Here is a 23448-nt window from a genome sequence, read left to right on the forward strand (position 1 = left end):
GGTCGTCTCAGGCGCTCAGGAGGTCTCGATGCCGGTCACGCGCACCTTGGTGAGCTTCGCGCGGAAGCCCTGGCGGCGCTTGTAGCCGGTCTTGTTCTTGTACTTCTGGATACGGATCTTCGGGCCCTTGGTGTGCTCGACGACCTCGGCGGTGACGGTGACGCCTGCGAGCGCCTTCGCGTCGCTGGTGACGGTCTCACCGTCCACGAGAAGCAGCGCGGGCAGGGTCATGGTCGACCCGGCGTCGTTGCCCTGACGGTCCAGCTCGATGACGTCGCCGACAGCGACCTTCTCCTGCCGGCCGCCGGCCTTGACGATGGCGTACACCGCGGATCTCCATTCACAAACGTTCTCGGGACGACGCCCACGGCAGCGACCTCGGAAGGAGGTTGAACCGAATCCAGAGGCCTGGAGGCGTCACGGGTGCCTGGGCACCGAGGGTCAAGGGTACGAACCGGGCCGTGTGCGGGTCAAACCGGCCCCCCGGCCGACCCGCCCACGGCTCGCTCCGCGTGAGCAGGCTCACCCGGCCGAGGCCGGGCCTGCCTTGCGGGTGGCCTTGCGCGGACCCCGCTTGCGCGGGGCGGGCTTGCTCTCCGGCGCCTCGGAGGCCGCGGGGGCCTCCTGGGACGCACGGGGGGTCTCCGGGGCCGTGGCGGTGCCCTCACGGGGCTCCTCGGGCTGCTCGGCGTGGTGGGCCTGGTCCTCGGCGACCGCGGCGGAGGCCTCGGCAGCCGCGGCGGCGGCGGCGTCGGCGGCCCGCTTGGCGGCCGCGGCGTGGACCTTCTCCATCGCCTCGGTCACCTTCGGGTCGATCGCGCGCGGCTCGACCTCGGGAGCGGCTGCGGCGGACTTGCGGCCCTTGCGGCCGCCGCCCTCGGGCTCCGCGCCCTTGCGCTTGCGGCTGCGGCCGCCCGCGCCGCCGGCGTCGGGCTCGCCCTCACCGGCGGTCGCCTTGGCGGCGACCGGCTCGCTGTGGACGTGGTAGCCGCGTCCCTGGCAGGCCTCGCAGGTCTCGCTGAAGACCTCGAGCAGGCCCTGGCCGATGCGCTTGCGCGTCATCTGCACGAGCCCGAGCGAGGTGACCTCGGCGACCTGGTGCTTGGTGCGGTCGCGGCCGAGGCACTCGACCAGGCGGCGCAGGACGAGGTCGCGGTTGCTCTCGAGCACCATGTCGATGAAGTCGACGACGATGATGCCGCCGATGTCGCGCAGCCGGAGCTGGCGGACGATCTCCTCCGCGGCCTCGAGGTTGTTGCGGGTGACCGTCTCCTCGAGGTTGCCGCCCTGACCGGTGAACTTGCCGGTGTTGACGTCGACGACGGTCATCGCCTCGGTGCGATCGATCACGAGCGAGCCGCCCGAGGGCAGCCACACCTTGCGGTCGAGCGCCTTGGCGAGCTGCTCGTCGATGCGCATCTCGCGGAACAGGTCGCCGGGGCCGACCCACGGCCGGACGCGCTCGGCGAGGTCGGGTGCCACGCCGGCGACGTACTCCGTCAGCGTCTCGGCGATCTCCGAGCCCTCGACGAGGAGCTGGGTGAAGTCCTCGTTGAAGATGTCGCGGACGACCTTGATCGCGAGGTCGGGCTCGCCGTGCAGGAGCGCGGGGCCGCCGTTGGCGGCCGAGATCTTCTCCTGGATCTGGGTCCACTGGTCGGCGAGGCGCTCGACGTCGCGACGCAGCTCCTCCTCCGCAGCGCCCTCGGCCGCCGTGCGCACGATGACGCCGGCGTCCTCGGGCACGACCTGGCGCAGGATCGCCTTGAGGCGGGAGCGCTCGGCGTCCGGCAGCTTGCGGCTGATGCCCGTCATCTGGCCCTCGGGCACGTAGACGACGAAGCGGCCGGGCAGCGAGATCTGCGCCGTGAGGCGCGCGCCCTTGTGGCCGAGCGGGTCCTTGCTGACCTGCACGAGCACGGGGTCACCGGGCTTGAGCGCGGCCTCGATGCGCTTGGGCTGGCCCTCGAGGCCGGCGGCGTCCCAGTTGACCTCGCCGGCGTAGAGGACGGCGTTGCGGCCGCGACCGATGTCGACGAATGCGGCCTCCATGCTCGGCAGCACGTTCTGGACCTTGCCCAGGTAGACGTTGCCGATCATCGAGGCGCCGTTGTTGCGGTTGACGTAGTGCTCGACGAGCACGCCGTCCTCGAGCACGGCGATCTGGGTGCGGTCGTCGCGCTGGCGCACGACCATCACGCGCTCGACGGCCTCGCGGCGGGCGAGGAACTCGGCCTCGGTGAGGATCGACGGACGGCGACGTCCGGCCTCGCGGCCCTCGCGACGGCGCTGCTTCTTGGCCTCGAGGCGGGTCGAGCCCTTGACGGAGGTGACCTCGGACGACGCGGAGCGCTGACGCGGCTCACGCACGCGCACTACGGTGTTCGGCGGGTCGTCCTGATCGGCACCGTCGCCCGAGGCGCCCCGGCGACGACGGCGGCGACGACGGCTGCTGCCCTCGGAACGGTCGCCGTCCTCGGAGTCGTCGGACTCCTCGGCGGTCTCTGCGGCCTCGGTCGGCTCGACGTCGTCGTTGTCGGACTCGTCCGAGCCGTCGGCGTCCTCGCCGGTCCGGCGACGACGGCCGCGGCCGCCCCGACGGCGACGGCGACGGGCGGCGGTGCTGCCGCCCTCGTCCTCCGCGTCGATGGCCTCGGCGTCGACCTCGACCTCGGTCTCGGCGTCCGCGTCGGCCTCGAGCTCCTCGTCCTCGACGACGGGCTCCTCCACCACGGGGGCGGCGGCCTTCTTGGCGGGGCGCTTGCGGGCGGGCGGGGCGTCGGCGCTCGGCGCCTGGAACATGAGCATGCCTGCGGCCGGAGCGGCGGACGGCTCGGGGGCGACGGTGCCGTCGACGACGGCGGAGAACGCCGGCACCTCGATGGCCTTGCGGCTACGGGTGCGCTTGGCGGGCTTGTCGGTGGGTGCAGCGTCCGTGGGCGCAGCGTCGGCCGGGGCCTCGGCGGGCTCGGGCTCGGCGCTCGGCGCGGACTTCTTGGCCGCGGTCTTCTTGGCCGCCGGCTTCTTGGCAGGCGCCTTCTTGGCGGCCGACTTCTTGGCGGGTGCCGCGGCGGCGGGCGCCTCGTCCGCGGCGGGTGCCTCGGGCGTGCTCTCGCCCGCAGGGGCGACGACGGGCGGGCCGGCCGGTCGCCCGGCCGCGCGGCGGCGGGGGCGGCGTGCGGCGGGGCCGTCGGTCGCGTCGGTGGTGGTGGTGGGGGTCTCGTCGCTCACGCGAACTACTCCTGTCCGACCTCCGGGTTCCGGGGAACCGCGCGGAGGTCACGTCGCCCGGCACCGAGGCACCGGACGAAAGCCAGTGGGATGCATCGGTACGCGCCCGGAGAGGCGTGGACCGGTGCCGACGCCGGCCTCAGGCGCGGTCAGCCGCGAGCGGATCGGACACCGTGAGGATCACGGGTCCGGTGCTCGCGTCCGCAGCGAGCGGCCCCTGCGCCAGCCGGGTCACCCGAGGGGGGACCGGCGGCACCAGGTCGGCCACAAGCCGCAGAGCGGCGAGGACGTCGTCGGGTCGCACGGACGGGGTTACGTGCCTTACGACCAGGGCGAGTATCGCACAGGGCTCGCCCGAGTCTCCCCCGGCAGCCTCCGGCTGCGCGTGGCGCGCCTCGAGCCGGACCACCGGGCCGCGCGCGTCGAACGTCCGCATGCCGGACTTCGTGAGGCGCTGGACCTCGACCACGTCCGCCGCGAGGAACGCCGCGGCGGCTGCCTCGACCTGCTCGATCGGCAGGCCGGGGAGCTCGAGGGTCCACACGCTCGCCTGGAGGCGGTCGGCCAGGTCGGGCGTGCGCACCTGCACCACCTCGAGCACGTCGATGCCCGGCGGCAGGGCCTCGTCGAGCGCCTCGCGCACCTTGTCGGGGTCGAGCACGGCGGTCACCGCGATCTCGACGTACTCGGCCTCGCTGGCCGTGCCCGTGGGCGCGGCGTTCGCGTAGGAGATGCGCGGGTGCGGGTTGAAGCCCTGGCTGTAGGCCATGGGGACGCCCGTGCGGCGCAGCGCGCGCTCGAAGGCGCGCTGGAAGTCGCGGGTGCTCGTGAACCGGAGCCGGCCGCGCTTGGCGTAGCGCAGCCGCAGCCGCTGGACGGTCGGCGCGACGTCGCGGACCGGTGCCTGGCGTGCCATCTAGACCGCCGGCTCGGGCGTGAGGCCCTCGCCGCGCACGGGAAGCGCCGGCATGCCGAGGAGGGTGACCCCGGTGGGGCCGACCTGGATCTCGGTGCCCATCTGGTCGCAGACGCCGCAGTCGAAGCACGGGGTCCAGCGGCAGTCCTCGACCGGAACCTCGGACAGCGCGTCCTGCCAGTCCTCCCAGAGCCAGTCCTTGTCGAGGCCGCTGTCGAGGTGGTCCCAGGGGAGCACCTCGGTGTACTCGCGCTCACGGGTGGTGTACCAGGCGACGTCGACGGGCAGGTCGGCCAGGGCGACGTCGGCCGCACCCATCCAGCGGTCGAACGAGAAGTGCTCGCTCCAGCCGTCGAAGCGGGCGCCGTCGCGCCAGGCCTGCTCGATGACGGCGCCGATGCGGCGGTCTCCACGGCTGAGCAGTCCTTCGACGATGCCGGGCCGGCCGTCGTGATAGCGGTAGCCGATCGCCTTGCCGTACTGACGGTCGGCGCGGATCGCGTCGCGCAGCTTGTGCAGGCGGGCGTCGGTGGTCTCGTGGTCGAGCTGCGCGGCCCACTGGAACGGCGTGTGCGGCTTGGGGACGAAGCCCCCGATGCTGACGGTGCAGCGGATGTCGCGGGTGCCGCTGGCCTTGCGGCCCGCCTCGATCACGCGGCGCGCGACCTCGGCGATCTGCAGCACGTCCTCGTCGGTCTCGGTGGGGAGGCCGCACATGAAGTAGAGCTTGACGTTGCGCCAGCCGTTGCCGTACGCCGTGGTGACGGTGCGGATGAGGTCTTCCTCGGTCACCATCTTGTTGATCACGCGGCGCATGCGCTCGCTGCCGCCCTCGGGCGCGAAGGTGAGCCCGCTGCGGCGGCCGTTGCGGGTGAGCTCGTTGGCGAGGTCGATGTTGAACGCGTCGACGCGCGTGCTCGGCAGGCTGAGGCCGGTCTCGGTGCCCTCGTACCGGTCTGCCAGGCCCTTGGCGAGCGCGGCGATCTCGCTGTGGTCGGCGCTCGAGAGGCTGAGCAGGCCGACCTCCTCGTAGCCGGTCTTCTCGAGGCCGTTGTCGACCATCTCGGCGATGCTGCGCGCGCTGCGCTCGCGGACCGGGCGCGTGATCATGCCTGCCTGGCAGAAGCGGCACCCGCGGGTGCAGCCGCGGAAGATCTCGACGCTCATGCGCTCGTGCACGCTCTCGGCGAGCGGCACGAGCGGAGCCTTCGGGTAGGGCCACTCGTCGAGGTCCATCACCGTGTGCTTGCTGACGCGCCACGGCACGCCGGGGCGGTTGGGCGCCACGCGCTGGATACGGCCGTCGGGGAGGTAGTCGACGTCGTAGAAGGCCGGCACGTAGACGTTGCCGGTGCGCGCGAGGCGGAGCAGCAGCTCCTCGCGGCCGCCGGGGCGGCCCTCGGCCTTCCAGTCGCGCACGATGTCGGTGATCGCGAGCACCGCCTGCTCGCCGTCGCCGAGCACGGCGGCGTCGACGAAGTCGGCGATGGTCTCGGGGTTGAAGGCCGCGTGGCCGCCGGCGATGACGACCGGGTGCGTCTCGTCGCGGTCGCGCGCGTGCAGCGGGATGCCCGCGAGGTCAATCGCGGTGAGCATGTTGGTGTAGCCGAGCTCGGTGGAGAAGCTGAGGCCGAACAGGTCGAACGCGCCGACCGGGCGGTGCTGGTCGACGGTGAACTGCGGGACGGCGTTCTCCCGCATCAGCTTCTCGAGGTCGGGCCAGACGGCGTACGTGCGCTCGGCGAGGGCGTCGGGGCGCTCGTTGATGACCTCGTACAGGATCTGCACGCCCTGGTTGGGCACGCCGACCTCGTACGCGTCCGGGTACATGAGCACCCAGCGGACGGCGACGGAGTCCCACTCCTTGGTGACGGCGTTGAGCTCGCCGCCGACGTACTGGACCGGCTTGGACACCAGCGGCAGGAGCGCCTCGAGCTGGGGGAACACAGACTCGACGGGCACGGGGCGGCCTTTCCAGGAGGAGCAGGGGAACGAAGGCGATCCTAACGAACCCCGCGGCCCCAGCATCCCGGCTCGTTCCGTATGAAGGCTGGGCACCCGCTGGGCGACGATGGCCGACGGCCTCGCCGAGCAGGGGACACCATCCAAAGACCCGGCGATGATGGCCGGAATTGTTCGGCTCTATTGGATGAAGGTCGCCTTCATCGCAAACGGGCTCTACTTCTCCTTGGTCTTCATGTGGACGTTGAGGAGGAGGCCGATGGCGATCCAGTTGGCGAACATGCTGGTGCCGCCGTAGGAGACGAACGGGAGCGGTACGCCGGTGACGGGCATGATGCCGAGGTTCATGCCGATGTTCTCGAAGGCCTGGAAGCCGATCCAGACCGCGATGCCCGACGCGACGAGGCGGCCGAAGAGGTCCGAGGCGCGGATCGCGATGCGCACCGCGCGCCAGAGCAGGACGCCGAGCAGCACGATGATGGCCGCGGCGCCGGCGAAGCCGAGCTCCTCCCCCGCCACCGAGTAGACGAAGTCGGTCTGGTTGTAGGGCACGAACCGGCCCTGCGTCTGCGGGCCCTCGAACAGCCCCTGGCCGAACCAGCCGCCGGAGCCGATCGCGATACGCGCCTGCTGGGTGTTGTAGCCGATGCCGCGCGGGTCGTTGGCCGGGTCGGCGAATGCCGTCAGGCGGTCGACCTGGTACTGCTTCAGGATCCCCACCTGCAGCGCCACGAACGACCCGATCGCGGCGGTGGCGAGGATCCCGACGAGCCAGCGCGTCTTGGCCCCGGACACCGCGATGATCCCGAACACCGCGCACGCCGTGACCATGACCGTGCCGAGGTCGGGCTGCAGCATCACGAGGCCGATGGGCACCGCGGCCACGAGCAGTGCGTAGAAGACGTCGATGTCGCGCGGCTCGTCCTCGGCGTCGCGCTTCTCCGAGAGCAGCATCGACATCCCGAGGATGATCGCGATCTTCGCGAACTCCGACGGCTGGATCGTGAAGCCCGCAGGCAGGGAGATCCACGCCTGCGCGCCGTTGATCTCCGTGCCGATCGGCGAGAGCACCACGACGAGGCCGATGACCGAGACCACCCACAGGATCGGGGTGTACGCGCGCAGCAGCCGGTAGTCGAACCGCGACACCAGCACCGCGAGGGCCACGCCGATGACGAGGTTGATCAGGTGCTTCTTGAGGTACGCCTGCGGGTCGTTGTCGTACGTCGACAGCTTCCCCGATGTCGCCGACCACACGAGCAGCGCACCGAGCACCGAGAGCGCGAGCGCGACCAGGACGAGGGTCCAGTCGACGCGGCGCAGGGCCGACTCGCGCTTGCGCGGCGGCGCCGTCGGGCTCTTGTACGCCAGCGTCATGACGCCCACCTCGATCCGAGGGCCTGCGCCGTGACGGTCGAGCCGTGCCGTCGTCGCCGGGCGCGGTTCAGCAGCCCCGCGACCACGAGCGGCGGCATCGCCACGAGCCCGGCCGCCGTGCCGCCGGAGTCCGGGACCGCGCCGTCGTCGACCGACGAGGTCGCCGAGGGGGTGGCGCTGGCCCCGGGGGTCGTCGAGGCGGCCGGCGCGGGGCCCGACGACTTCACCGTCTTCGGCATGCCCGGGTAGACAGGGGTGCCGTCGGACTTCACCTTGGGCAGCTTGGTCGAGGGCTTCGACCCGACCAGCACCGACTTCGACGGGTCGACCGTGCTGCCCGTGATGCCGTAGATGGCCTCGTAGATGCGGCGCACGCTCGGGGCGCTGGTGCTGGCACCGGTGCCACCCTGCGACACCATCATCACGACGGCGTACTTCGGGGCGTTGGACGGCGCGAAGGTCGCGAACCACGAGGTCGACTGGTCGCCGGCGGTCGCAGCCTGGCCGGTACCGGTCTTGGCCGCCACGGGGATCCGGTCGAGCGGGAAGCCGCGGAACGGGTTGTAGCCGGTGCCGTACGGCTCGGTGGTCACCTCGGTGAAGGCGCGGCGCAGGAACGCAAGATCGCTCTGGGAGACCGGGAGCGTGCCCATCTTCTTGGGCTCGACCTTGTCCACGACCTTGCCGCTCGAGGAGATGAAGCCCTTGGCGATCTGCGGCTGCCAGATCGTGCCGCCGTTGGCGAGCGCGGCGTACGCCTGCGCGATCTGCAGCGGCGTCACGACCATGTCGCCCTGGCCGATCGAGAGGTTGACGGCGTCACCGGCGCGGAACTTGTCGCCGTCGGCGCAGTTCTCCTTGGCCAGGGCCTTGAGGAAGATCGCCCGGTTGGGGTCGGTCTTGGCCACCTCGGGGTAGCCGTCGACGGCGCGCTTGCACCAGGCGTCCGAGAGCTGGTCGTACAGCAGCTTGCGGAACTCGCGGCCACCGACGCGGCCGCGCGACTCGCTCGGGAGGTCGATGCCCGTGCGCTTGCCGAAGCCGTAGGCCTTGGCCATCGTCTCGATCGGGTCCTTGGGGTTCGTCTTCGGCGTGAGGCCGCCGTCCTGCAGCCACCAGCGGTAGGAGACCTCGTACCACATGGTGTCGCAGGAGACCGCGAGGCCGCGGGACAGCGAGAGGCGGCCGAACTGCTCGCCCTCGAAGTTGCGGAAGATCTGGGTGCCGACCTCGTACTGCGACGGGCAGTCGAAGATCGAGCTCTGTCCGTAGCCGTTCGCGAGGGCCGCCGACGCCGACACGATCTTGAACGTCGACGCCGGGACGAACTGGCCCTGGATGGCGCGCGAGATCAGCGGGTAGTTCGACGACTTCGCCGTGAGCGCCTTGTACTCCTTGGACGAGATGCCGCCGACCCACACGGTGGGGTCGTACGTCGGATAGCTCGCCATCGCGAGCACGTGGCCGTTCGTCACGTCCATGACGACGGCAGCGCCCGAGTCGGCCTTGTAGTTGCGCGACTTGTCGGTGCGGTCAGGGGTGTTGCGCGCCTTGGTGATGGCGGCGAGCAGCTCCTTCTCGACCACGGCCTGGAGCTTGGAGTCGATGTTCGTCACCAGGTAGTTGCCCGGCACCGAGTCGGTCTCGCTCACGGTGCCGACGACGTTCGCGGCCTGGTCGACGGCGAGCTTCTTGATGCCCGGCTCGCCGCGCAGCTGGGCGTCGTACTCCGCCTCGAGGCCCGATCGGCCGACGAGGTCGGTGCGGCGCAGCAGCGACTCGTCCGCGGGGATCGTGCCGGCGTCGCGCGCGGCCTTCTGCGCCGCGAGCTCGGTGTCGCTCACCGGGCCGAGGTAGCCGAGGATGTGCGCCGCGTTGGCCTTGTCGGGCGTGGGGTACTCGCGCACCGCCTCGAGGCCCGCGGTGACACCCGGGTAGTCGGAGCGCTTCTCCATGATCGTGAGCGCGAGGTCCTGGGTGATGTCCTTCGCCACGGGGATCGGCTGGAAGGGCGAGCCGTTCCAACAGATGGGCGGCTTCTCGTGGGCCTCGGGGCCGCAGAGCTCGAGCTTGTACGACAGCGCGGTGTAGGTGGTGTCGAGCGCCTTGGCGAGGCGCGTGAGCACGGCCTTGCCGTCGTCCTTCTGCTTGGCGAGCTCGGTGCGGTCGACGCTGACGACCAGGGACGTGCGGTTGGAGACGAGAGGACGGCCGAGCTGGTCGAGGATCAGGCCGCGGGTGGCCGGCGTGACGACCTCGCGGGTGCCGTTGGCGTCGGCCTTCGCGGTGTAGACGTCGGCGGAGACGACCTGCAGGAAGAACAGCCGGCTCACGAGGGTGATGAGGAGCGAGAACAGCAGCACACCGAGCACCGCGAGGCGCAACGACGACCGGTCGCTCACGAGTCAGGGCTCCAGGGGTGGGTGCGGGCGGGTCCAGGCGGGCGCGATCGGTCCGAAGGTTCCGACGACGGCGGCGGATCGGGGGTTCCCCGGGGTGACGCAGGACTCAGACCGACAAGGACAAGGGTAAGCCCGCCGGGAAGGGGCTCGTGCCCGTCCGTACAGCGCGCTCTCAGGCCCGGCCGACGTCGTACCGGGGCGGGGGCGGGTCGACCTTGCGCCAGAGCCAGGTGACGAGGGCGAGCACGAAGGGTGCGAGCACGACGGCGTACGCCACCTGCGTGAGCAGCAGCCCCGGCACCCGCTCCCACGACACGCGGGGGTCGGCGACGACTCCGCCGACCAGCGCGAAGCCGAGCACGATGCCGCCCGTGAGCAAGCCCGTGAGGCCCACGGCGGCCAGCGGGGAGCGCTCGGTCTGGCCGAGCAGCCCGGCGAGGTAGCCCACGACGACGAGCACGACGGCCGAGAGGCCGAGCAGGCCGTCCGCCGGAGGCAGCAGGTCGAGCAGGAGCCCTGCCGAGAAGCCGGCGACGGTGCCCCGCACCGGCCCGCCCACGAACCCGAGGCCGATGACCGTCACGGCCACGATGTCCGGGGTCGCCCCTGGGAGCCCGAACAGCGGCAGCACGGTGAGCTGCAGGAGGACGGCGGTGAGCAGCAGGACGGCCATGAGGCCCGCACGCAACCAGGACATGTCGGCGCCGCCTCAGGAGGCCGACGGCGAGGCGCCCGGCGACGCGGTCGACGAGCCGCTCGGGGTCGCGGACGGCGTGGCGCTCGGGGAGGCCGTGGGCTTCGGCGGCAGCACGGAGTCGCGGGGGTCGGTGCGCGGCGGCTGGACGATGACGCCCACGAGGTCGAGCCTCGTGACGTCGACGAACGGCACGACGGTCGCGATGCGGGTGAGCTGACCCGGCGTGCCCCGGACCTCGGTGATCGTGCCCAGGGGGATGCCGGCGACGTACACGCCGCCCTCGAAGCCGAACGACACGAGGCGGTCGCCCTTCTGCACGGGGGCGAACGGGTCGAGCAGCTGCAGCTCGAGCGAGCGGGGGTCGCCCGTGCCGTTGAGGAAGCCCTTCTCGAGCGAGGCCTCGACCCGGGCGCCGACGGTGGAGGTGGCGTCGACGAGCAGCGCCACGACCGACGTCGTCTCGTTGACGCGGATGACGCGCCCGACGAGGCCCTGGCCGTTCACGACGTTCTGGTCGATCGTGACGCCGTCCCTGCGACCCGCGTCGATCGTGACGGTCCAGCCGAATCCCTGGGCCGGGCCGCTCGCCACGACCTGGGCCGGCACCGTCTCGTACTGGCCGCGGCCGGCGAGGCCGAGGAGCTCGTCGAGCTCGCGCGCGCGGTTGCGGTCGAACTCGGTGGTGTTGACCTGCTGCTCGAGCTCGTCGATGCGTGCCTGCAGGTCGGCGATCTGCTGGTCCTTGGAGCCGAGGCTGCCGACCGAGCCGAAGAAGTCGGTCACCGGCCGGACGACCGCGCTCACTGCCGACTGGACGGGGCCGAAGAAGCCGCCTGCGCTGTCGCGGGCGCCGTCACCGCTGCCGCGAAGGTTGAGGATGACGAGGGTCAGCGACGTCAGCAGGAGCAGACCGAGGATGGTCCGCGTCCTTCTGTTGTCCCGCATGGACTAGCCGCTCCTGTCGCCTGTCACGCATTGCGCCCGCGACGATTCGACGTCGCGGGCGCAAGCCTAGGTTCCTGCCAGGCGCTGCGACGCAGGTCGCAGCGCTCGGCGCGTCAGTTCCGGGGCTCGGAGATGAGCACCTGCTGAAGCGCCTCGAACTCCTCGACGCACTTGCCCGACCCGAGGGCCACGCAGTCGAGCGGGTCCTCGGCGATCACGATCGGCATGCCGGTCTCGTGACGGAGGCGCTCGTCGAGGCCCGCGAGGAGCGCGCCGCCGCCGGTGAGGACGATGCCGCGGTCCATGATGTCGCCGGAGAGCTCCGGCGGCGTGCGGTCGAGCGTGGTCTTGACGGCGTCGACGATCGCGTTGACGGGCTCGTCGATGGCGCGGCGGATCTCCTCCGCCGTGACGACGACCGTGCGCGGGAGACCGGTGACGAGGTCGCGGCCGCGGATCTCCGCGTGCGGCTCGTCCGGGCTCGGGAACGCCGAGCCGATCGCCATCTTGATCTCCTCGGCGGTGCGCTCGCCGAGCATGAGGGAGTACTCCTTCTTCACGTAGTTGATGATCGAGCTGTCCAGCTCGTCACCGCCCACGCGGATGGAGAGGCTGGTCACGATGCCGCCGAGGGAGATGACCGCGACCTCGGTGGTGCCACCGCCGATGTCGACGACCATGTTGCCGGTCGGCTCGTGCACGGGGAGCCCGGCGCCGATGGCGGCGGCCATGGGCTCCTCGATGATGTAGACCTTGCGGGCGCCCGCGGCGTACCCGGCGTCCTTCACCGCACGCTGCTCGACGCCGGTGATGCCCGAGGGCACGCAGACGACGAGGCGCGGCTTGGCCAGGTGGCGCCGCTTGTGCACCTTCTGGATGAAGTAGCGGAGCATGCGCTCGGTGGTGTCGAAGTCGGCGATGACGCCGTCCTTCAGCGGGCGGATGGCGACGATGTTGCCCGGCGTGCGGCCGATCATCTTCTTCGCCTCGGCGCCCACGGCGAGGATGCCGCCGGTGTTGTTGTTGATCGCGACGACGCTGGGCTCGTTGAGCACGATGCCGCGACCACGCACGTAGACGAGCGTGTTCGCCGTACCCAGGTCGACGGCCATGTCACGGCCGATGAACGACAGGTTGTTGGCCATAGGGCGGGGAAGCCTTCCGGGTGGTTCTGGGCGTGCCGAGCGTCAGTGCGCAGCGCGATCGAGACCTCAGGGTAACGGCCAGACGGCGTCCCCCGGAAATGTCGGTCGGACGGCCCCGGGCCTGTTCGTGCGGGATCCGGTCACCGCGCGTGACCGACGCCACGCCGTTCCCCCGCGGCTCGGTTCTCCCATCACGGGCAGAAACGGCCCTTCGCGGGCGGATTCCGTCCTTATCGGGAGAACCGGACCGGGTCAGAGGTGGGGGAAGAAGAGGGCGATCTCGCGGGCGGCGGACTCGGGCGAGTCCGAGCCGTGCGAGACGTTCTCGCTCATCACGGTGGCGAGGTCGCCGCGGATGGTGCCCGGGGCGGCCTTGGCCGGGTCGGTGGCGCCCATCATCGTGCGCCACGAGGAGATGGCCTCGCGGCCCTCGATCACGGCGGCGAGCAGCGGGCCGGAGGTGATGAAGTCGACGAGCTCGCCGAAGAACGGCTTCTCGGCGTGCTCGCCGTAGTGCGACTCGGCGGTGGCGCGGTCGAGGGTGCGGAGCTCGAGGGCGACCAGGGTGAAGCCCTTGCGCTCGATCCGCGAGAGCACCTCTCCGACCAGGCCGCGGGCGACGCCGTCGGGCTTGACGAGGACGAGGGTGCGCTCGGACACGGGGAGCTCCAGATCACGAAGGGGTGCCGGCTCGGTGCGAGCGGCCCACGGATCCTAACCGGCGGAGCCGGGCGCCCGATCCTCGGCCGAGCCCGGCTCGACGACGTCGGACGCCGCGGCCTCGGCTGCCTTGGCCGCCTGCTCGGCCTGCCAGGCGGCCTCGGCAGCCCGGTTCTGGGCCGCGAGCACGTCGCCCTTGGCCCCGTAGATCACGCCGAGCACCCAGACGCCGAGGAAGAGGAGGCCGAGCACCGCGAGGGCGGGAACCAGCAGCCCGGAGAGCACGACGAGGGCCTGGAGCACCCAGCCCACCGCCACGCCCCGGGGGCGGCGTACCGCGCCCGAGCCGAGCGCGAGCAGGATCGCCAGCACGCCCAGCACGATGGCCGAGGTGGGCCCGCGGTCGTCGACGGCGAGCGCCACGGGGATGGCGAGGGCGACGACGATCGCCTCGAGCAGCAGGATCGCGGGCAGCACGACCTTCATCGCGACCGCCTCACGCCTCGACCCGGCCGAGCAGCGCGCGCGCCTCGGCAGCCGTGACGACGGACCCGGTGACGAGCACGCCCGCTCCCCCGCCGAGCTCGGCCGCTGCCTCGTCGGCCAGCTCGACGGCGACGTCGATCGCCTCCGACAGCCGGGCCGCCACGTGCACCCGCTCCTGCCCGAACACCTCGACCGCCAGGGCCGCGAGCTCGTCGGGGTCGACCGCACGGGGCGACGTCGACCGCGTGACGACCACCTCGGCGAGGATCGGCTCGAGCGCGATCAGCAGCCCGCGCGCGTCCTTGTCGGTGAGCACCGCCACGACGCCGATCAGGCGCGTGAACTCGAAGCCGTCGGCGATCGCGGAGGCGAGAGCCCGTGCGCCGTGCGGGTTGTGGGCCGCATCGACGACGACGGTCGGCCCGCGCCGCACCACCTCGAGCCGGCCGGGCGAGCTCACCGAGGCGAAGCCTGCGCGCACGAGCTCGGGGTCGAGGCTCTGCGCACCACCGCCGAGGAACGCCTCGACCGCGGCCAGCGCCACGGCGGCGTTCGACGCCTGGTGCTCGCCGAACAGCGGAAGGAAGATGTCGTCGTACAGCGCGCCCGGGCCCTGCAGCGCGAGCACCTGGCCGCCCACCGCCGGTGCACGGCTCACGACGCCGAACTCCACTCCCTCGCGCGCGACGGTGGCCCCGGCCTCGACGGTGCGGCGCAGCAGCACCTCCGCGGCCTCGAGGCCCTGGCGAGCGAGCACCACGGCCGCCTGGTCCTTGATGATCCCGGCCTTCTCGCCCGCGATCGTGGCGATGTCGGGGCCCAGGTACTCCTGGTGGTCGAGATCGATCGGCGTGATCACGGCGACCGAGCCGTCGGCCACGTTGGTGGCGTCCCAGGTGCCGCCCATGCCGGTCTCGATCACGGCGACGTCGACGGGCGCGTCGGCGAAGGTCGCGAACGCCATCACCGTGAGCATCTCGAAGTACGACAGGCGCGGGCCGCCCAGCTCGACCGTGCGACGGTCGACGGCGTCGACGTACGGCGCGATGTCGTCGTGCACGGCCACGAAGCGCTCGAGGTCGACCGCCTCGCCGTCGAGCCGGATCCGCTCGCGGACCGAGTGCAGGTGCGGGCTCGTGGTGAGGCCGGTGCGCAGGCCGAAGGACCGCAGCAGCGACTCGATCATCCGCGCCGTCGACGTCTTGCCGTTGGTACCGGCCACGTGGATGACGGGATAGGCCTTCTGCGGGTCGCCGAGGATGTCGACGACGGCGCGCACCCGGTCGAGGCTCGGCTCGAGCTTCGACTCCGGCCAGCGGGTGGCGAGCTCTCGCTCGACCTCGACGTACCGGGCGAGCAGCCCCGCGTGCGCGTCGTCGCCGAGCGGGGCGGCCGGGGCGTGCTCGTCGACCTCGCGCGCACCCCAGAGGTCGAGCTCGTCCTCGTCGATCGCGGCACCGAGGCCGGAGTCGTCCTCGTCGTCGACCACGATCGGGCCGCGCAGCTCGTCGCGCAGGCGCACCAGCTCGCGGTCGACGTCCTCCTCGGTCTCCTCGGGGAGGTCGTCGTCCTGGTCCGCGGCGTCGGCGAAGTACGGGTCGTCGTCGTTCTCGTCACGGGGTGCCACGAGCCGAGAGCCTACGGCCCGCCGGACCCCTCGGCCGCCGGGCGGGAACGCGGTCGGAGACACCCCCGGACGTTCCCTAGGATTACCGGCCATGAGCACCCCTGCGCACGACACGCGCGTCCCGGAGAAGCCGACCGTTGACGGCCTCGAGGACCGCTGGGCGGGCGTATGGGACGAGCGGGGCACCTACCGCTTCGACCGCAGCAAGGTCCGCGAGCAGATCTACTCGATCGACACCCCGCCGCCCACGGTCAGCGGGTCGCTGCATGTCGGTCACGTGTTCTCGTACACGCACACCGACTGCATCGCGCGCTACCAGCGCATGCGGGGCCTCGAGGTCTTCTACCCGATGGGCTGGGACGACAACGGCCTCCCGACCGAGCGCCGGGTGCAGAACTACTTCGGCGTGCGCTGCGACCCGTCGCTCCCGTACGTCGACGGCTACGAGCCGCCGGAGAAGCCCGGCAAGGACCAGGTGCCGATCTCGCGCCGCAACTTCGTCGAGCTGTGCGAGCGCCTGACGATCGAGGACGAGAAGGTGTTCGAGGAGCTCTGGCGCCGGCTCGGCCTGTCGGTCGACTGGGACCAGAAGTACCAGACCATCGACCGCAACGCGCAGAGCACGAGCCAGCGCGCCTTCCTGCGCAACCTCGCCCGCGGCGAGGCCTACCAGGCCGAGGCACCGACGCTCTGGGACGTCACCTTCCGCACCGCGGTGGCCCAGGCCGAGCTCGAGGACCGCGAGCGCGAGGGCAAGTACTACCGCGTGGGCTTCCCCGCGGCCGGCGGCAGCCGCGTGTTCATCGAGACGACGCGGCCCGAGCTCCTCGCCGCATGCGTGGCGCTCGTGGCGCACCCGGACGACGAGCGCTACCAGCCGCTGTTCGGCAGCTCGGTCACGACGCCGATCTTCGGCGTCGAGGTGCCGGTGCTGGCGCACCACCTGGCCGACCCCGAGAAGGGGTCCGGCATCGCGATGATCTGCACCTTCGGCGACACCACCGACGTCACGTGGTGGCGCGAGCTGCAGCTGTCGACCCGCCCGATCATCGGCTGGGACGGCCGGATCCTGCCCGAGACGCCGGAGTGGATCACGACCGACGCCGGCCGCGAGCTGTACGCCGCCATCGCCGGCGCCACGTCGTTCACGGCGAAGGAGCGGATGGTCGAGGCGCTCGACGCCGCCGGCTTCACCGAGGGCGAGCCGCGCCCGACGGTGCAGCAGGTGAAGTTCTTCGAGAAGGGCGACAAGCCGCTCGAGATCGTCACCACGCGCCAGTGGTACATCCGCAACGGCGGCCGCGAGGCCGACCTGCGCCAGCGCCTCGTCGAGCGCGGCTCCGAGCTGCAGTGGCACCCGCCGTACATGCAGGCCCGCTACACCTCGTGGGTCGAGGGCCTCAACGGCGACTGGCTCATCTCGCGCCAGCGCTTCTTCGGCGTGCCCGTGCCCGTCTGGTACCGCCTCGACGAGCACGGCCTGCCGGACTACGGCCAGCTGCTGCTGCCGCGCGAGGACCAGCTGCCGGTCGACCCGTCGTCGCAGGCCCCCGACGGCTTCGACGAGGGCCAGCGCGGCGAGCCGGGCGGCTTCATGGGCGACCCCGACATCATGGACACCTGGGCCACCTCGTCCCTCTCGCCGCAGATCGCCGGCGGCTGGGCCTACGACGAGGACCTCTGGCCGCGCCTCTGGCCGTTCGACCTCCGCCCGCAGGCGCACGAGATCATCCGCACCTGGCTGTTCTCCTCGGTCGTGCGCGCCCACCTCGAGGACGACGTGCTCCCCTGGAAGCACGCGGCGATCAGCGGCTGGATCCTCGACCCCGACCGCAAGAAGATGGCGAAGTCCAAGGGCAACGTCGTGACCCCGGGGCACCTCCTCGACCAGCACGGCGCGGACGCAGTGCGCTACTGGGCGGCCTCGGGCCGGCCCGGCACCGACACCGCGTTCGACGAGGGCCAGATGAAGATCGGCCGCCGTCTCGCCATCAAGATCCTCAACGTCTCCAAGTTCGTGCTCGGGCTCGGCGCCGCGCTCCCGACCGAGGCGTCGGTGATCACCGACCCGCTCGACCGCGCGATGCTCGCCCAGCTGGCGGACGTCGTCCGCGATGCGACGGCGGCGTACGACGACTACAACTACGCGCGCGCCCTCGAGCTCGCCGAGCAGTTCTTCTGGTCGTTCTGCGACGACCACGTCGAGCTCGTGAAGGACCGTGCGTACGGCGGCCGCGGCCACGAGGGTGCCGCGTCGGCGAAGGCCGCGCTCGCCCTCGCGCTGTCGGTGCAGCTGCGCCTGTTCGCGCCCGTGCTGCCGTTCGTGACCGAGGAGGTGTGGTCGTGGTGGCTGGACGGCAGCGTCCACCGCGCCGCCTGGCCCACCCTCGACGAGCTCGCGGGCACCACCGGCGACTCCGCGATGGTGGCCGACGTCGCCCAGGCCCTCTCGGGAATCCGCAAGGCCAAGAGCGAGGCGAAGGCGTCGATGCGCGCCGACGTCGAGCGCGCGACCGTGTCCGCGCCGGCGGGTGCCGCCGACAGGCTCCGGCTCGCGGCGGGAGACCTCGCGGCGGCCGGCCGGGTCGCGGCGTTCGACGTGGTGGAGGCCGACGGACCGATCGGCGTCGAGGTCGTCCTCGCCCCGGTGGCGGAGTAGGGGCGGCACGCCGGCCCGCCGCGAGCGCCCCGGCGCTACCGTGACGGCGTGACGTTCCCCGAGCAGGACGAGCCGTTTCAGCACGGATCCACGGTGCTGCCCGGTGTCCCGCTGCCCGCGAGCGCGCACCCGCACGCTCCGGTCGCGCCTCCCCCGCCGTCGTCCGCGCCCCGCGTCGACCTCGCTCCGCCCGTGGACGAGCCCCGCGTCGACCTGCCTTCGCCCGTGGCCGAGCCCCCGACGCCGACGACCGACCCCGCTCCCCCGTCCGCCGGTCCCGCCGCGGGAGACATCGAGCCCGCTGCCCTGCCGCCTCGCGGCCGGCACGCGGCACCGGCGCCGCCCGCCACGCCCGCTCGCGGCGGTTCGCGCCTGCTGGTGCTCGCCGTGATCGGGCTCCTCGTGGTGCTCGTGGCGGTCGCTGCGTTCGTGTGGCCCGGGTTCCTGACCGCTTCCGACGACGGCGAGGCCGCCGGCTCCCCCACGGCGTCACCGTCCGTCAGCGCCCTGGCGGTGTCGCTCTCCACACCCGACCGGATCGACGGGATGCGCCGGTTCGCCGGTGCCGCCGACAAGGCGCTCGACGCCTCGGTGGCGAAGGCCTCGGTCGCAGGCCTCACCGACCCGGTCAGCGCCGTCTACGGCAGGGGGACGGCGCCGCTCGTGCAGGTGATCGCGTGGAAGGCCGTCTCGCCGCCGGCCGAGGACACCGTGACCGCTGCCTTCACCGGCTTCGAGGGATCGACCGGCGCCAAGGTCACAGCCGTGCGCGAGGTCGCGGTGCCGGACCGGGGTGGGCACATGGAGTGCGGGCTCGCGACGGTCGAGAAGGCAAGGACGCTGCAGTGCTTCTGGGCCGACGACGCGTCGTTCGGCGCGGTCACGGTGCTGTCGGCGTCGGACCGTCAGAAGGCGACGTCGACGGCGGTCGCCGTACGGACCGCGGTGGAGCAGACCGGCTAGGTCGGCTACGCGGACTTGTCGCGGCGCTCGCGCCGACCGGGGGTCGCGTCGCGCGGCACGAGGGTCGGCAGCACGTTGTCGAGGACGACCTCGCGGTTGACGACCACACGCGCGACGTCGTCGCGGCTCGGCACGTCGTACATCACCGAGAGGAGCACTTCCTCCATGATCGCGCGGAGGCCGCGGGCACCGGTGCCCCGCAGGATCGCCTGGTCGGCGACGGCCTCGAGGGCGTCGACCGTGAACTCGAGCTCGACGTTGTCGAGCTCGAAGAGCCGCTGGTACTGACGCACGAGCGCGTTGCGCGGCTCGGTCAGCACCTTCACGAGCGCGTCGCGGTCGAGCGCGACGACGGAGGTGAAGACGGGCAGGCGGCCGATGAACTCGGGGATCATGCCGAACTTCAGCATGTCCTCCGGCATCACCCGGCCGAAGACGTTGCCCGGGTTGGTGTCGACCGCGGCGTCGAGCGAGGCGGTGAATCCGAGCGCCTTGCGGCCGATGCGCTGCTCGATGATCTTGTCCAGGCCCGCGAACGCGCCGCCGACGATGAACAGCACGTTGGTGGTGTCGATCTGGATGAACTCCTGGTGCGGGTGCTTGCGCCCGCCCTGCGGGGGGACCGACGCGGTCGTGCCCTCGAGGATCTTCAGCAGCGCCTGCTGCACTCCCTCGCCGGAGACGTCGCGCGTGATCGACGGGTTCTCGCTCTTGCGGGCGACCTTGTCGATCTCGTCGATGTAGATGATCCCCGTCTCGGCCTTCTTGACGTCGTAGTCGGCCGCCTGGATCAGCTTGAGCAGGATGTTCTCGACGTCCTCGCCGACGTAGCCGGCCTCGGTGAGCGCGGTGGCGTCGGCGATGGCGAACGGCACGTTGAGCATGCGCGCGAGCGTCTGGGCCAGCAGCGTCTTGCCCGAGCCGGTGGGACCGAGCAGCAGGATGTTGGACTTCGCGAGCTCGACGGCGTCCTCGCCGCGGCGCTCGGTGCCCGAGCCGGCCTGCACCCGCTTGTAGTGGTTGTAGACGGCCACCGAGAGGGTCTTCTTCGCCTCGTCCTGGCCGATGACGTACTTGTCGAGGAACTCGTAGATCTCGCGCGGCTTGGGCAGCTCGTCGAACTGCAGGTCGCTGGACTCGCTGAGCTCTTCCTCGATGATCTCGTTGCAGAGGTCGATGCACTCGTCGCAGATGTACACGCCGGGACCGGCGATGAGCTTCTTGACCTGCTTCTGCGACTTCCCGCAGAAGGAGCACTTGAGCAGGTCGCCACCGTCGCCGACGCGTGCCACGTGTCCTCCTCGGGTTCGTGCGGGAAGAGCGGGTGCGCACCTCGCGCCCCTTCGGTGCCGACGGTACCCCGTCGCGTCCCCCGACACGTGCCCGGAGACACGCGCGGCGGACCCTTTATGCCGACAGCGCAACGCCCGCCCGACGGGGGGTCGGGCGGGCGTCGTCGCTGGTCAGGGCCCTGCAGGACCTGGTGGAGCGGGTCGACGGGTCAGACGACAGCGGCCTTGCGGCTCGGGATCACCGAGTCGACGATGCCGTACTCCACGGCCTCGTCGGCCGTGAGGATCTTGTCGCGCTCGATGTCCTTCTTGACCTGCTCCGGGTCGCGCCCGGTGTGCTTGGCGAGGATCGCCTCCATCGCCGTACGCATGCGCAGGAGCTCGTTGGCCTGGATCTCGATGTCCGTGCCCTGCCCGCCGCCCTCGGTGTAGGGCTGGTGGATGAGGACGCGGGAGTTCGGCAGTGCGTAGCGCTTGCCCGGGGTGCCGGCGCCGAGCAGCACGGCCGCGGCCGAGGCGGCCTGGCCGAGGCACACGGTGGTGATCTGCGGCTTGACGAACTGCATCGTGTCGTAGATCGCCGTCATGGCGGTGTACGAGCCGCCGGGCGAGTTGATGTAGATGCTGATGTCGCGGTCGGGGTCCATCGACTCGAGGCACAGCAGCTGCGCCATGACGTCGTCGGCGCTCGCGTCGTCGATCTGCACGCCGAGGAAGACGATCCGCTCCTCGAAGAGCTTGGAGTACGGGTCGTAGCGCTTGTAGCCCTGGGGCGAGCGCTCCTCGAACTGCGGCAGGACGTAGCGCGCCTGCGGGCCGGGGGCCGTGATGCCCGACGGGGTGAACAACTGGCTCATGTCGTAAGTCTCCGTATCCGTCGGTCGCTGATCAGGCCGTGCCGCCGCCGCCGGAGACGTCCTGTGCGGACGTCACGACGTGGTCGACGATGCCGTAGTCCTTGGCCTCGTCCGCGGAGAACCACTTCTCCCACTCGGAGTCCTCGATGATGCGGTCGACGGGCTGTCCGGAGTGGTGCGCGATGAGCTCGGCCATCTGGCGCTTGATGAGCAGCATCTGCTCGGCCTGCTTCTGCACGAGGCTCTGGACGCCGCCGAGGCCGCCGAGCGGCTGGTGCATCATCACGCGGGCGTGCTTGAGGGCGTAGCGCTTGCCGGGGGCGCCGGCGGTGAGCAGGAACTGCCCCATCGACGCGCACATGCCGAGGCCCACGGTGGCGACGTCGTTCTGGACGAACTGCATCGTGTCGTAGATCGCCATGCCCGCCGAGACGCTGCCGCCGGGCGAGTTCACGTAGAGGTAGATGTCCTTCTCCGGGTCCTCGGCGGACAGGAGCAGGAGCTGGCGGACGATGTCGTTGGCCATCTCGTCGCGGACCTCGCCCTCGAGGAAGAGGATCCGCTCACGGAGCAGGCGCTCCTTGATCGAGTCGCCGTAGCCGGTCACGCCAGCGCCAGGGCCTCGATCGGTCCAGGTACCGCTCACGGTGGTCCTCCCAGGTAAGTCCGCGTCGTACGTCGTCGCGTGCTCGACCCTAACGACGAAACACCCCCGTGCCATCCCAGGCACGGGGGTGTTCGCCGTAGGCGTGACGCGGGCCGCTCAGGGTGACCCGGGCGGGTCAGTGGTGGTGACCCTCGTGGTCGTCGTGGTCGTGGATCTCGGGGACGCCGGCCGTGCCGAGGTCGTTGAGGGCCGAGAGGTCGATGACCGTTCCCTCGGTGTCGACGATGCGCGCGTGCTCGAGCACGTGGGCGAGCGCCTTGCTGCGGCGCACCTCGGCCACGGCCGCGGGCACCTGGCCGGCGTTGACGAGCTCCTGGGCGAACTGGTCGGGAGTCATGCCGTAGCGGGGCGCCTGCTGCACGAGCCAGGACGAGAGCTCGGCCTCGGAGACCGCGAGCTCCTCCTGCTCGGCGATCTTGTCCAGGATGAGCTGGCTCTTGAGGCCGTCGCGGGTCTGGGTCTCGACCTCGGTGCGGTGGTCGTCGTCGCCGTGCCCGTCGACGAAGTGCTCCGCGACCTGCTGCGTGACGGCGCCCTCGGGCACCGGCACCTCGGTCGCGGCCAGGAGGGCTGCGGCGACCTTCTCGCGGGCGGCGTAGCCCTGCTCGAGGAGCTTGACGCGGCCGAGGCGCTCGCGGAGGTCGTCCTTGAGCTCGTCGATGGTGTCGAACTCCGACGCGAGCTGGGCGAAGTCGTCGTCCGCCGCCGGGAGCTCGCGCTCGCGGACGGTCGTGATCGTGACGGTGACGCTGATGTCCTTGCCCTCGAACTCGCCGCCCTCGGGGGTGAACGAGAACGTGCGCTCGTCGCCGGCGCTCGCGCCCTCGACGGCCTCGTCGAAGCCGGGGAGCATCCCGCCGGTGCCGACCTCGTACGACATGGCGCTCGCGTCGAGGTCCTCGACCGACTCGCCGTCGAGCTGGCCGGCGAGGTCGAACAGGATCACGTCGCCGGTCGTCGCGGCGCGCTCGACGGTCTTGAGCGAGCCGAAGCGGCTGCGCAGGCCCGTGAGCTGGGAGTCGATGTCCTCCTCGGAGACGACGGCCGGGTCGACGACGACCTCGATGCTGTCGTACGCCGGCAGGTCGAACTCCGGGACGACGTCCATCTCGGCCGTGTACGAGAGCGGGGCGGCGTCCTCGAACGTCTGGACGTCGACCTCGGGGCGACCGAGCAGCTTGATGTCGTTCTCGCGGAGCGCGGCGTCGAGGCTCTCGTTGATCGCGTCGTTGACCGCCTCGTCGAGGACGGCGGCACGGCCGACGCGCTGGTCGATGACGCGGTTCGGGACCTTGCCCTTGCGGAACCCTGGCACCGAGATCTGCGCGGCGATGCGCTTGTACGCGGCGTCGAGCGAGGGCTTGAGCTCCTCGAACGGCACCTCGACGGTGAGCTTCACCCGGGTGGGCGACAGGGTCTCGACGGCGCTCTTCACGTGGATCGGTGCTCCTGGGTCGGTACGTGCCGGACCGCGTCGTGCGGCCCGCCGGGGATCGTGCGGGAGGGTGGTGCGGGGCTGGTGCGGGGCTGGTGCGGGTCTGTCTCAGCGTGCGGGCCGGGGC

General features: G+C 71.7%; 18 protein-coding genes. 2 read left to right on the plus strand and 16 right to left on the minus strand.

What is annotated here, in order from left to right; translation table 11 throughout:
* Positions 1-15: 15 nt before the first annotated feature.
* The 12 genes from rplU to ACFQGU_RS14595 form a co-directional block, all read right to left on the minus strand.
* Complete coding sequence (gene rplU, locus ACFQGU_RS14540; RefSeq protein ID WP_386767875.1) at positions 16-327, minus strand: 50S ribosomal protein L21; 312 nt, start codon at positions 325-327, stop codon at positions 16-18.
* A 195-nt stretch (positions 328-522) separates the two neighbouring features.
* The gene (locus ACFQGU_RS14545) at positions 523-3231 is read right to left on the minus strand and encodes an Rne/Rng family ribonuclease (protein WP_386767877.1); all 2709 of its coding nucleotides are present in this window, start codon (positions 3229-3231) and stop codon (positions 523-525) included.
* Positions 3232-3370: 139 nt separating this feature from the next.
* Positions 3371-4147 (minus strand): TIGR03936 family radical SAM-associated protein, encoded by a 777-nt coding sequence (locus tag ACFQGU_RS14550; RefSeq protein ID WP_386767879.1) that lies wholly within the window; start codon positions 4145-4147, stop codon positions 3371-3373.
* Positions 4148-6109 carry a TIGR03960 family B12-binding radical SAM protein gene (locus tag ACFQGU_RS14555; RefSeq protein WP_386767881.1) on the minus strand — a complete coding sequence of 654 codons (1962 nt, stop codon included), beginning with the start codon at positions 6107-6109 and terminating at the stop codon, positions 4148-4150.
* Positions 6110-6325: 216 nt separating this feature from the next.
* Positions 6326-7486 (minus strand): rod shape-determining protein RodA, encoded by a 1161-nt coding sequence (gene rodA, locus ACFQGU_RS14560; RefSeq protein ID WP_386767883.1) that lies wholly within the window; start codon positions 7484-7486, stop codon positions 6326-6328.
* On the minus strand, positions 7483-9888 hold the full coding sequence (mrdA, locus tag ACFQGU_RS14565) for a penicillin-binding protein 2 (protein ID WP_386767885.1): 2406 nt from the start codon (positions 9886-9888) through the stop codon (positions 7483-7485). Before mrdA ends, rodA begins: the two co-directional genes overlap by 4 nt.
* 172 nt (positions 9889-10060) lie before the next feature.
* Positions 10061-10585 carry a rod shape-determining protein MreD gene (gene mreD / locus ACFQGU_RS14570; protein WP_386767887.1) on the minus strand — a complete coding sequence of 175 codons (525 nt, stop codon included), beginning with the start codon at positions 10583-10585 and terminating at the stop codon, positions 10061-10063.
* Between the two features lie 12 nt (positions 10586-10597).
* Positions 10598-11530, minus strand: coding sequence for a rod shape-determining protein MreC (mreC, locus tag ACFQGU_RS14575; RefSeq protein WP_386767889.1), 933 nt, complete (start codon positions 11528-11530; stop codon positions 10598-10600).
* A gap of 113 nt (positions 11531-11643) precedes the next feature.
* Positions 11644-12675, minus strand: coding sequence for a rod shape-determining protein (locus tag ACFQGU_RS14580; protein WP_386767891.1), 1032 nt, complete (start codon positions 12673-12675; stop codon positions 11644-11646).
* A 252-nt stretch (positions 12676-12927) separates the two neighbouring features.
* Positions 12928-13335 carry a nucleoside-diphosphate kinase gene (gene ndk, locus ACFQGU_RS14585; RefSeq protein ID WP_386767893.1) on the minus strand — a complete coding sequence of 136 codons (408 nt, stop codon included), beginning with the start codon at positions 13333-13335 and terminating at the stop codon, positions 12928-12930.
* A gap of 54 nt (positions 13336-13389) precedes the next feature.
* Positions 13390-13821 (minus strand): DUF4233 domain-containing protein, encoded by a 432-nt coding sequence (locus ACFQGU_RS14590; RefSeq protein ID WP_386767895.1) that lies wholly within the window; start codon positions 13819-13821, stop codon positions 13390-13392.
* Positions 13822-13831: 10 nt separating this feature from the next.
* Positions 13832-15271 carry a bifunctional folylpolyglutamate synthase/dihydrofolate synthase gene (locus tag ACFQGU_RS14595; RefSeq protein WP_386768305.1) on the minus strand — a complete coding sequence of 480 codons (1440 nt, stop codon included), beginning with the start codon at positions 15269-15271 and terminating at the stop codon, positions 13832-13834.
* A 268-nt stretch (positions 15272-15539) separates the two neighbouring features.
* Between ACFQGU_RS14595 and valS the strand changes: the two genes are divergently transcribed.
* Positions 15540-18107, plus strand: a complete 2568-nt coding sequence (valS, locus tag ACFQGU_RS14600) for a valine--tRNA ligase (protein WP_386767897.1) — start codon at positions 15540-15542, stop codon at positions 18105-18107.
* Between the two features lie 48 nt (positions 18108-18155).
* On the plus strand, positions 18156-19070 hold the full coding sequence (locus ACFQGU_RS14605; protein WP_386767899.1) for a hypothetical protein: 915 nt from the start codon (positions 18156-18158) through the stop codon (positions 19068-19070).
* A gap of 5 nt (positions 19071-19075) precedes the next feature.
* On the opposite strand, the gene clpX is transcribed toward ACFQGU_RS14605, so the two are convergent.
* The 4 genes from clpX to tig all read right to left on the minus strand — a co-directional run bounded on the left by clpX (position 19076) and on the right by tig (position 23321).
* The gene (clpX, locus tag ACFQGU_RS14610) at positions 19076-20362 is read right to left on the minus strand and encodes an ATP-dependent Clp protease ATP-binding subunit ClpX (protein ID WP_386767901.1); all 1287 of its coding nucleotides are present in this window, start codon (positions 20360-20362) and stop codon (positions 19076-19078) included.
* 209 nt (positions 20363-20571) lie between these two features.
* Positions 20572-21219, minus strand: coding sequence for an ATP-dependent Clp protease proteolytic subunit (locus ACFQGU_RS14615; RefSeq protein WP_386767903.1), 648 nt, complete (start codon positions 21217-21219; stop codon positions 20572-20574).
* Positions 21220-21250: 31 nt separating this feature from the next.
* Complete coding sequence (locus ACFQGU_RS14620) at positions 21251-21865, minus strand: ATP-dependent Clp protease proteolytic subunit (protein WP_386767905.1); 615 nt, start codon at positions 21863-21865, stop codon at positions 21251-21253.
* 136 nt (positions 21866-22001) lie between these two features.
* Positions 22002-23321, minus strand: coding sequence for a trigger factor (gene tig, locus ACFQGU_RS14625; protein WP_386767907.1), 1320 nt, complete (start codon positions 23319-23321; stop codon positions 22002-22004).
* Between the last annotated feature and the right edge of the window lie 127 nt (positions 23322-23448).

The sequence above is a fragment of the Longivirga aurantiaca genome, assembly GCF_042660085.1.
Taxonomy (GTDB): Bacteria; Actinomycetota; Actinomycetes; order S36-B12; family CAIYMF01; genus Longivirga; species Longivirga aurantiaca.